The sequence below is a fragment of the Chryseobacterium sp. Leaf201 genome, assembly GCF_001421435.1.
Lineage (GTDB): Bacteria > Bacteroidota > Bacteroidia > Flavobacteriales > Weeksellaceae > Chryseobacterium.
The window spans coordinates 1-10449 of the sequence record NZ_LMKA01000139.1; the positions used below are offsets into that span (position 1 = coordinate 1).

The 10449-nt window shown below is 38.9% G+C and carries 8 protein-coding genes; 6 read left to right on the top strand and 2 right to left on the bottom strand.

What is annotated here, in order from left to right:
* Positions 1–279: 279 nt before the first annotated feature.
* Entirely contained in the window at positions 280–1653 is a 1374-nt protein-coding gene (locus ASE55_RS19495; RefSeq protein WP_056223588.1) for a hypothetical protein, read from the top strand.
* A 165-nt stretch (positions 1654–1818) separates the two neighbouring features.
* Here ASE55_RS19495 and ASE55_RS19500 read toward each other — a convergent pair whose 3' ends face one another.
* Positions 1819–2673, bottom strand: a complete 855-nt coding sequence (locus ASE55_RS19500; protein WP_056223590.1) for a nucleoside phosphorylase — start codon at positions 2671–2673, stop codon at positions 1819–1821.
* A gap of 278 nt (positions 2674–2951) precedes the next feature.
* Here ASE55_RS19500 and ASE55_RS19505 point away from each other — a divergent pair, with 278 nt between their 5' ends.
* The 3 genes from ASE55_RS19505 to ASE55_RS19515 all read left to right on the top strand — a co-directional run bounded on the left by ASE55_RS19505 (position 2952) and on the right by ASE55_RS19515 (position 8173).
* Positions 2952–4778: a cytochrome-c peroxidase gene (locus ASE55_RS19505; protein ID WP_056223591.1), complete on the top strand. Its 1827-nt coding sequence runs from the start codon at positions 2952–2954 to the stop codon at positions 4776–4778.
* A gap of 284 nt (positions 4779–5062) precedes the next feature.
* Positions 5063–7216 carry an alkaline phosphatase PhoX gene (locus ASE55_RS19510; RefSeq protein ID WP_056223594.1) on the top strand — a complete coding sequence of 718 codons (2154 nt, stop codon included), beginning with the start codon at positions 5063–5065 and terminating at the stop codon, positions 7214–7216.
* Between the two features lie 57 nt (positions 7217–7273).
* The gene (locus ASE55_RS19515) at positions 7274–8173 is read left to right on the top strand and encodes a leucine-rich repeat domain-containing protein (protein ID WP_056223596.1); all 900 of its coding nucleotides are present in this window, start codon (positions 7274–7276) and stop codon (positions 8171–8173) included.
* 95 nt (positions 8174–8268) lie between these two features.
* Here ASE55_RS19515 and ASE55_RS19520 read toward each other — a convergent pair whose 3' ends face one another.
* Positions 8269–8592, bottom strand: a complete 324-nt coding sequence (locus tag ASE55_RS19520; RefSeq protein WP_056223600.1) for a translation initiation factor — start codon at positions 8590–8592, stop codon at positions 8269–8271.
* 419 nt (positions 8593–9011) lie between these two features.
* On the opposite strand from ASE55_RS19520, the gene ASE55_RS19525 reads away from it, so the two are divergent.
* Both ASE55_RS19525 and ASE55_RS19530 read left to right on the top strand, forming a co-directional pair.
* The gene (locus ASE55_RS19525) at positions 9012–9596 is read left to right on the top strand and encodes an SHOCT domain-containing protein (RefSeq protein ID WP_056223597.1); all 585 of its coding nucleotides are present in this window, start codon (positions 9012–9014) and stop codon (positions 9594–9596) included.
* A gap of 91 nt (positions 9597–9687) precedes the next feature.
* Positions 9688–10260 (top strand): hypothetical protein, encoded by a 573-nt coding sequence (locus ASE55_RS19530; protein WP_056223599.1) that lies wholly within the window; start codon positions 9688–9690, stop codon positions 10258–10260.
* Positions 10261–10449 lie beyond the last annotated feature (189 nt).

Genomic DNA, 10449 nt, shown 5'->3' on the forward strand with positions numbered 1-10449 from the left:
AAAATTATACTTTATTCAATTTTTAGTGAAATTATTTCTCATAAATGTAAAATTGCATTATTTAAAAATTATTGAGAAACCATGTTGTGTATGGTTTAAACCGTGATTTAATATAGAATTAATTCTATGTTCACATTCATTAAACAGTGATTAAAAGGGATTTTTTGTGATATTAATTCACTATTGGGTGTTTGGATAAAAATAATGCAAAAAAACAGGTGTTTTATTGAAAAGTATTATCTTTGCACTACAAAATTAATAACTGTTTAATAACTTAAAATGAAAACGAAAACAACACTTCAGGCATTATCCGTATGCCTGATATTAATGAATCTTAATAAAGTCTCCGCTCAGGTGGGGATTGGCACTACGACTCCCAATCCATCTGCCGCATTACATATTAATGCCAACAATAAAGGAGTCCTGCTACCAAGCATTGCTTTAACGTCAGTTACAGATAATATAACCGTTCCTTCACCTTCAGACGGCTTAATGGTGTGGAATAACGGACTGGGGGGCGTAAGCGCTACGGGATTTTACTACTGGAACAATCTTAAATGGAATATGATTTCCACAGGCTCAGGAATTATCTCGCCGGTAACCTCAAACAGTTCCGCCAACTGGAATAATTCCGGTACCAATGCCGGAAACTACGGAGGATCCGGTACCAACCTTTCATTAGGTACCAATACGGCTGATGACCTGGTTTTTAAAGTGAATGCAACAAAAGCGGGAAGATTCGGGGTTGATAACTCCGTCAGCTTAGGGGCAGGAGCCAATGCCGGACAGAATGGTATTGCGATCGGTGTTTCAGGCTCAGCCTATCAGGGCGTTTCTGTTGGAAATGAAGCCGCGGTAACGGCAAATGACGGCCTTGCTCTCGGAAATAAATCAAGAGCGGAAGCTTATCAGTCCAATGCCATCGGATATAAAGCAAGAACCGGTAAAAATGAATCTACGGCTATCGGTAACAATGCATTCTCAGATGCCTTTCAGTCTACAGCCATAGGGTACAATGCAAAAACAACAGGGAATGAATCTTCAGCATTGGGAAACAGTTCTTTGGCTGCGGGATTCCAGTCTGTCGCTTTAGGGTACGGTGCCAAAACCAACACTAACAGTGAAACGGCAGTGGGGTACAGCTCGGTAACCGGTGGACAGCAGTCTACAGCAATAGGGTCGGGGGCAGCTGCAATGGGGCAGAATTCCACGGCTATCGGGTATAAAGCATCCACTTCCCAATATAATGCAATTGTTCTGGGAGACAGCAATGCCAATGTGGGCATCGGTACTTCTACACCCAACAGTACGGCAAAGCTGGACGTGAACGGGCAGTACAAATTGGGAGACAGAGGAACGGTAAATAAAAACCAGATCAGTTTTGAAGCGTGGCCGGCTGTTTCTGTTAACAACCTGGCGTCAGAGCGAACGGTTACCATGGATATTGCCATTCCGGCAGCCCTGATCCCGAATTCTACAAGAGCCACTATTACCGTTACACCGGCAGGGGATTTTGCAGGAAATACTTTATTTTCCATTTCAAATCCGAGAATGACTTCAACATCGAATATCAGGATTAACCTTACCAATATATCGGCAAATTCAGAAAGCCTTTATTCTTCCCATTTTTATATAACGGTGAATGAATTTTAAAAAAAATTAGATATTCTTATCTGTAATCTATTTTGAACTTAAACGATCCATTCAGATCGAAATTAAATATTAAAAAGGCTAAGTTTATTTATAATAAAAAAGGATTTCAACATTGAAATCCTTTTTGTCATTATTATATCACATTCGTCTTTTCACAAGACTTAATTACTTGATAATTCTATCCAAGACCCAGGTAATCAGCTTTTTCTCTGAGCCATGATGATCAGCAGAGAATTCGCCGCGTCTCCTGTTGGCGATGACATTGTTTACGGTAATCGCCTGATGTCCCAACATTTTGGAAAGTGCATAAATCGCAGAAGTTTCCATCTCAAAATTGGTTACGCCAAGTTCATTCAGTGTTTCCAGAAACTGATCGTCTACGGCTTTCAGGCGAAGCTGCCTTCCCTGCGGAGCATAAAATCCGGGAAAAGTTGCCGTATTTCCGTGGTATTTTGCGTCTTTGTACAGGTCACCCAGCTCTTCTGCCCAGTCTGAAAAATAAAGCATCGGTTTGATCTTCGGATAAGGAAACCTGTCCATGAAATTTCTTGAGAATTCATTTTCAAATTCATAATCCCGGTAAAAATGCATAAGCCCGTCCAACCCTACCACATTCCGGGTGACGAGCATGTTATCCACCTCAACATCAGGGTTTACGCTTCCGCAGGTTCCCATCCTGAACAGCTGTAATGCAGAATGCTCTGTTTTAAATTCCTTGTTTTTAAGATCGATGTTCACCAGGGCATCCAGCTCGTTCATGACAATATCAATATTCTCGGTGCCGATTCCTGTAGACATAACGGTAATCCTTTCACCGCGCAGGGTTCCGGTATGGGTATAAAATTCCCTTTTATTTTTCCTGATTTCCACCGTATCGAAATAGGCTGAAACTTTCGCCACACGGTCCGGGTCACCTACCAGGATGATCTTTTCAGCAATATCTTCAGGCAAAAGGTTAAGGTGGTAAACACTTCCGTCATCGTTCAGAACAAGTTCTGAAGCCGCCAGTTTATTAAGCATATGTTTTTTATTTGAATTAAAATTGTTTTAAAAATCGTCCCGAAGCCTCTTCATCATGATTAAACCGGAGCCGGAAAAACTGACCGTTCGCGTATTAATGAATATGATTCGGAGTTTAAAATTAATAAAAAAAAACTACCTGAAGCCTGTTATTCGATATGAGTTGAATGCGGTAAGCAGTAAATCTGTTTTTGGAATATAAACATTATTTAATTTAAATTTAAAACTGTAGTAACATCTGATCCGTTGCCTATCGGTAGTTTTGCGCAAAAATTAGCATGAAATTTTACCCTTTGGCTGCTGTTGTCCTGTTGATCGGTTTTGCGGTGATGTCTTTTAATCCCGTTTACAGAGGTGCCGAAACTGAGAATACGGTAATCAATAAAGGGCTGGCGGATTTTAAAGACAGGCTGGAACAGCTGAAATCAGATACCCGGCAGTTTTCAGATGATAAAATTTCACTTAAAGATTTACAGAAGTCCCTGAAAAACACAAGGAATTCTTTTAAAGAAATAGAATTTTTTGTAGCCTATCATTACCCCGAGTTTACAAAAACCCATCTTAACGCGGCCCCTCTGTTTCATATTGAAGCAGCGGGAACTACGGCGTATACGCTTCCGCCGGAAGGCCTGCAGGTACTGGACGAGCTGATCTTTTCTGATGAAGCGGCAGACCACAAAGAAGAAATTAAGACAATCACCGATTTTTTGTACAACAGTTATGCAGGTTTCTATTTAAGCTCCGTTAAAAACGGATTAAGTAAAGGGAATAATAAAACGTTACCGCTGAGAATCGAGCTCATCAGGATATACAGCCTTGGCGTAACGGGTTTTGATACACCCGGCTCACTTAACGTTTCTGAAGAAGCAGCGCACGCTTTTTCAGGGATGAAAAAATACCTCAATGATGATCCTTATTTTAAAAATTATCATGTTCAGAAAGCAAACGCCATTTTAACGGAAGGGATTGATTATTTATCGAAAAATAAAGATTTTGAAACTTTTGACAGGATTGAATTCTACAAAAAATACATACAGCCCCTGTATGAAGAATTCGGGAACTGGGACGGAAGAAGTGATGACCTGAAAGAATTTTCAGGATGGAATACCGGCAATAAGAATTTGTTCAGCGGCGATTTCCTGGATCCGTATTTTTATACGCTGCTTAAAAAGGAAGAAGACAGTCCGGAACTGAGACAACTGGGGAAAGCGATTTTTTTTGACCAAGGAGTCAGTGACAATGGTAAAATGAGCTGTGCCACCTGCCACCTGCCGGAAAATGCCTTTACCGACCTGAAAGCCAAATCACCCAGCAATGTAGAAGGGAAAACCGTACTGCGAAATTCTCCGTCTTTGTACAATGCCGTATTCGCCAAAAGATTTTTCTACGATCTGAGGGCTTTCTATCTGGAACAGCAGGCAGAACACGTAATCTACAATGAAGACGAGTTTAATACCAGCTATGAAAGCATCATCAAAAAAATAAAAACAAAACCTGAATACAGGAAGGCTTTCAAACAGGCTTTTAAAAACGGGAACATCAGCAAAGAAAATTTTTCCAAAGCCCTGAGCTCCTATGTCGCATCATTATATTCTTACGACAGCGATTTTGACCGGTTTATGCGCAATGAAAAAGAAATTTCTTCCGATGCTAAAAAAGGGTTCAACCTGTTTATGGGAAAGGCCAATTGCGCCACCTGCCATTTTGCTCCCAATTTTTCAGGGCTTGTGCCGCCGTTCTTCAATGAAAACGAATCTGAAGTACTGGGGATTACCACAAAGCCGGTCAGCCAGAAGCCTCTTGAGCTGGATCCTGACAAAGGAAGACTGAACAGCCCGGTAAAAAAAGAAAATTCATATATTTATGAAAACTCTTTTAAAACCGTAACGGTAAGGAATATTAAACTGACGAAACCGTATTTCCACAACGGGGCATTCAGCACCCTGGAAGAAGTGATGGATTTCTACAATGAAGGCGGAGGGGAAGGGCTCGGCCTGCCGGTGAAGAACCAGACATTAGCTCCTGATAAATTGAATTTAACTCAGACAGAAATCAAGCAGGTGATCGCTTTCCTGAATTCATTAACCGATGTAAGCAGGAAATAATCTGAATATTGAAACATCATTCATTACGGTTGGCAAATCAATTTAAGAATGAGCTTATTTATGTATTAAAACATTTAAGATTAAGCCCGTAGTGAACAGCGATGAAACTACAGTTTACCATGATTTTAAAATCCTGCTGCACCCATCAATTTAATATACGATTCATCTGGTTCATATTCGGTTGGTGATTAATTAATATTCAGCAAGGTTTATTTAAAGTCCTATTAACAGCGGATTTCCGGTAAAAAAATAGCTTTGCAACGTTCAATAAATCGAAATTTGAAATGAAAAGAAAATTACTTACCGTGGCAGCGCTTGCGTTGATAACAAGCTCTTTTTTTAATGCCCAGACTTTTGTTTTTAACAAAAATTCTTCATGGAAATACAATGACAGCAATACGGCATTGGCAGCCCAGTGGAAAGATACCAACTATAATGTTTCTGCATGGTCTCAGGGGAACGGACCGCTTGGTTACGGTGATCCGGTAACCACTACAACGGCTACAGGCCTTATCACCGCTTATTTTGTTAAAGATTTTACCGTAAATTTAAATGATCTTTCTTCTACGGTAGAATTAGGGATTATGAGGGATGACGGTATTGTTGTTTACCTTAACGGCGAAGAGGTGGTAAGAGACAATATGCCGGCCGGTACCATTACTTTCGACACGTGGTCCAGCACAACAGTAGACAGTTCCGCAGAAAGCGTATATAATATTTTTTCTATTCCGAAGGCTAAATTTGTTAACGGAAACAACAGGCTTTCTATCGAATTGCACAACAGAGGTTCAGCAAGTTCAGATTTAAGAATTGATGCTTACCTTAAAACGGCAGCCACTACCACAAACCCGCCGGTTCCTTGTAATGCGAACCATATCAGCTGCTTTACATCTATTGTTCCTACAGCTCAGACCAACAAACTTCTTATTCCGGCTGAACACAAATACCAGCTGATCTTAAAAGAAGGCGATAGTTACAGCGAAGGCGGAGGATTGGTAGGCGGACAGAATGACTTTACCGCGTATGTTGCCAAAAATGCAAGCAGTACCAACGGATACCTTTCTGTAAACCACGAAACCAATCCGGGTGGGGTTACCATGGCGGAAATTAATTATAATGCAACTTCAAAACTTTGGCAGGTAACGAAATCAAGAGCGGTAAGCTTCTCGGCACCGAGCCTGGTTCAGACCATCAGAAACTGCTCCGGAGGCATTACGCCGTGGGGAACTGTTGTAACTGCAGAAGAGTCGGTAACATCCAATGATGTGAACGGTGACGGCATGAAAGACTACGGATGGCTGGTAGAAATTGATCCTGCAACGGCTCAGGTTATTTCCCAGAATGCTGACGGATCCAAAGGGAAACTGTGGCAGATGGGTATTATGAACCACGAAAACGTAGTGATTAACAATGCGGGAACTGTAGCTTATTATGGTGAAGACGGCGGAACCAATATGGTGTATAAATATGTAATGGATACCCCGAATAACCTTTCTTCAGGAAATTTATATGTTCTGAAGGCAGACCAGGGATTAAGCGGCGGAGATCCGGTAGCCACAACCGGAACCTGGATTCAGGTACCGAACAAAACAAAAGCAGACCAGAACAATACAGCTTCTCTGGCACAGTCATTAGGCGGTACCGCTTTCAACGGCGTGGAAGATGTAGACATCAGCCCGATTGACGGTAAAGTGTATTTTACCGCTAAAGGATTAAATAAAACATACCGGTTCCAGGACAACGGAACAACCGCTTCCCAGGTTGAAACTTTCGTAGGAGGTCTTACCACAACCTATACTTTTGAAACCCCTCAGGGAACAAAAACAGAAGCTTGGGGAGACGGGAACGATAACCTTACTTTTGATGAACTGGGTAACCTTTGGGTACTTCAGGACGGCGGTAAGAACTACATCTGGGTAATTGCTCCGGATCATACACAGGCCAATCCTAAAGTAAAACTGTTTGCTTCGATGCCTGCAGGTTCAGAACCGACCGGACTAACCTTTACACCGGATCACAAATTCGGGTTCTTCTCTATTCAGCATCCGAATTCTACCATTTCCACAGATATTGATGCTACAGGGAATACCATTGATTACAGAGGGAAATCTGCTACTGTAGTGGTTGCTCTTAAAAATAATTTAGGTACGGCAGGAACATTAGGAACCATTGATGCTCCGGCAGACAATACAACCGTTACCGTTGCTCCGAACCCTACCTCAGGAATTGTAAAAATCAATTCACCGAAAGGGCTGAAAAACATTGCTGTAACGGCATACAGCATCGACGGTAAAATTGTTTTCACCCAGAAGTATACGGGAACAAACAAAGTGTTGGACCTGGATTTCACCCACCAGCTTGAAGCTTCAAGAGTGTTGATTCTGAATATCGAAGCGGAAGGAGGATTCCAGCAGACGGTAAAGCTTTTGAAAAAATAACAAGTAACCATTAATCATACTGCCGGTGACATTTCGTTACCGGTAGTTTTTTTATTTATGAAAAAACTGTTTCTTTCCATTTTTATCACAGCCGTTTCACAGGTAAATGCCCAGATTGATCCGGTAAAATACCCAACCTATACCAATGTGGACGAAGCCCTGAACAGCGGCAAAACCGTTTACAGCATGAGCTTAAGGGGCAAAGGAATGTTCAACCTGCCGTCTGAGATCCGGAAGCTGGATTCCGTATTTTTCCTGAATTTAATGGAAAATAAATTTGAAAAGATGGATGCGTCAATTTTTGCCCTGAAAGAACTGACGATTTTAAACCTGAATGAAAACAGCATCAAATATATCCCGGATGAAATAGGACTACTCACGAAACTGGAAAGCTTTTCCATGAACTTAAACAGCCTTACCAGTATCAACCCAAATATAGGCAGGCTTCAGAACCTGAAATCTATTTATCTCGATGCCAATAACCTGAATGTCTTTCCCGAAGCCTTAATGCAGATCCCAACCCTTGAAGAGATCAACCTGCAGGGAAACCAGATCAGTTTTATTGCAAAAGACCTGGATAAAATTAAAAATTTAAAATCACTGAACCTTTCTTCCAATCAGATCAATGATATGGAGAACCTGAAATTCCCGAAACAGCTGAAATACCTTGAGCTGCAGTATAATTCAATTTCAAGGCTTCCTGAAAAACTGTTTCAGTCTAAAAACCTTGAGTTTTTAAACGTAAGCAATAACAATATCAGAGAAATTTCACCTAAAGTAAAAGGCCTTAAGAATGTAGTAAGCATGAATGCCGCGAACAATAATTTAAAAGACCTGCCATCCGAATTTTCTCAGTTAAAAAACCTTAAAACACTGATCCTGAACGGAAACCCGATGGAAAAAGCAACTGTTGAAAAATTAAGAGCCATCATGCCGCAGGCCCAGATTTATTTCTAAAACTGCGGTCCTGAATGTTTACCAGGCAAAAGATACAAAACGCTTATTGGTTTTAAAATTCAGCTTTTTAAAAAGCAAAGTCGGCAGAATTTCTCCTATCCGCCGACCCTCTTGGTTTTATAACCCATTTCTTTAAGGATATTCATAATCTTATCACGGTTGTCACCCTGAATAATGATCGTTCCGTCCTTTTCAGAACCACCGATTCCCAGGGTGGTTTTTATTTTTTTGGAGATGTTTTTTAATCCCTCTTCACTGCCTTCCCAGCCTTCCACAATCGTTACCGGCTTGCCGTTTCTGCCTTTCTTTTCAAACTTGCAGACCAGCGGTTCCTGTTGCTTAAACTGTTCTTCGGGCATTTTAAAATCCTGTTCCTCATGCTCAGGAAAAAGGTTTTTCAGTTGGTCTCTTAAATCCATACAACAAAAATAATAAATATTTCGGATCCCGGAAGCAAAAACACCTGATGACCATGAACAGCCGGTCGTGAACAGGAAAAGATTACCCATGATACTCCGGCTTCGCCCAACTCTTTCAGGATAAACTTACTGTTCTTTTGTCATATTTTGTTAAGAGAATCTTTATTTTGGATAATTAATCTCTTATAGGGAATTCTGGATTAATGGGTCTCTTTGAAGTTAAGAAAGATGATAATATAGGATATGAAAAATCAGTATAAATACGGATAGACATAAGATTTTACATAATTATATTTGTCCTTACGGAAATCCGGAAAATATCTGCATTGTAGTTCATTATATTTGAAAATTATTAAACTCTTTGTTTATTTCTTATAGTGACTTTAACAACAAAAATACCTTACTCTTAATAGATTAAAATGAAAAAAATTCTAAGCTATTTATCGATTATATTAATTTTCACAAATGCTTTTTCACAAGAAAAAGATGCTGCACGATCTAGAATGGTAGGAGACACTTTAATTACAAGAAGTGGATTCAAAATTAATGTTGGTCAGGATATAAATTTAGGAACAGGATCAACGCCAGACGGTGATTTTAAATTTATCCGTAGAAACTCAACAGGTTTTGGAACAATAATGACGATGACAGATAGTAATAGCTATAATAAATCTCAGTTTTCCTTACCAAGAAACATGGCTGGTCACAAAGGTAAAGTTGTTAAAATTGTTGTACGTGGAAATCAGCGGATCGGCCAAACTTTTGAACCCTTAATAACATTTGGTTCAGGCCGATACGAAATTGACGTAGATAATGCAATTGCTGTTGGTGAAATTATCGTACCTGAAGAATTTAGACCGAAACCAAAAGCTGCAATTGTTGAACTTAAACAAAACATTAGCATTGCTGACGAACTTACCAAGTTGAAAAAGCTTCTTGATGATGATATTCTTACAAAGGAGGAATATGAGATTCAAAAGAAAAAATTATTACAGAGTAATTAATCCCAAATTTAATCAAAGATTGAATAAAAAGATAATAATGAGAAATTATTTTTTTGTAATACTGATTTAATTAAAAAGGACAGCATAAATTATGATTAAAAACACACTTATATTTTCAACATTATTAATTGCTATCTTAGGTTTTTCGCAATCTAAATCTGCACCGACTTTAAAAGAAATCCAAAGAAGCCTTAAGAAAGGAAAATACTCATCTGCTATTCTGAATGATTTTCGAAAGCAAATGAATTATGAAGGTTACGGCGAATATATCATTGATGAAGAAATACCTGGAGAAATAATCTCATTTTCTCAACAGCCATTGGTAGGAGTTTCATCTTCAAGATCTACATCAATGTTCATAATAAAAAATAACAAATTACAGCCACTTCATTATCTTCCTGTACATGAGGATTATGAAATTGATAAAAACTTTAATGCTAGAGTTAAAAAATATGCCGGAGAAGATTGGAGTTTCTCATATAACGCAGAATATAATATTTCAAAAAATATAAATAATAGTTATATAATTTCCACATTTATTAAGAAACGCGCAGATGCTGATTGTTGTTCTTCGCTGTATCTTGAATATTTGACAAAGGATTTTAAAAACTTTTTGCCTTATAGAATTAGTGAAGATGGTAAAGATTGGGATGTTATAAAATGAAAACATTCCAAACAATATTGTACATAATGGAAAGTTCCATTGTTAATGATTTTAATTTTATTTTTTTTAATGTGAAAACGTTAATGAAAAGGTAAAAATTCAAAGTGTTTGTAAATAATTTATAAAAATTACCTTATTCAAAAATGGATAAAAATAATTAAAACTCTGAAAGAAATTTATAAATTATTT

Coding starts and splice junctions, on each gene's coding strand:
- ASE55_RS19495 (WP_056223588.1), top strand. CDS start 280: ATGAAAACGAAAACAACACTTCAGGCATTATCCGTATGCCTGATATTA.
- ASE55_RS19500 (WP_056223590.1), bottom strand. CDS start 2,673: ATGCTTAATAAACTGGCGGCTTCAGAACTTGTTCTGAACGATGACGGA.
- ASE55_RS19505 (WP_056223591.1), top strand. CDS start 2,952: ATGAAATTTTACCCTTTGGCTGCTGTTGTCCTGTTGATCGGTTTTGCG.
- ASE55_RS19510 (WP_056223594.1), top strand. CDS start 5,063: ATGAAAAGAAAATTACTTACCGTGGCAGCGCTTGCGTTGATAACAAGC.
- ASE55_RS19515 (WP_056223596.1), top strand. CDS start 7,274: ATGAAAAAACTGTTTCTTTCCATTTTTATCACAGCCGTTTCACAGGTA.
- ASE55_RS19520 (WP_056223600.1), bottom strand. CDS start 8,592: ATGGATTTAAGAGACCAACTGAAAAACCTTTTTCCTGAGCATGAGGAA.
- ASE55_RS19525 (WP_056223597.1), top strand. CDS start 9,012: ATGAAAAAAATTCTAAGCTATTTATCGATTATATTAATTTTCACAAAT.
- ASE55_RS19530 (WP_056223599.1), top strand. CDS start 9,688: ATGATTAAAAACACACTTATATTTTCAACATTATTAATTGCTATCTTA.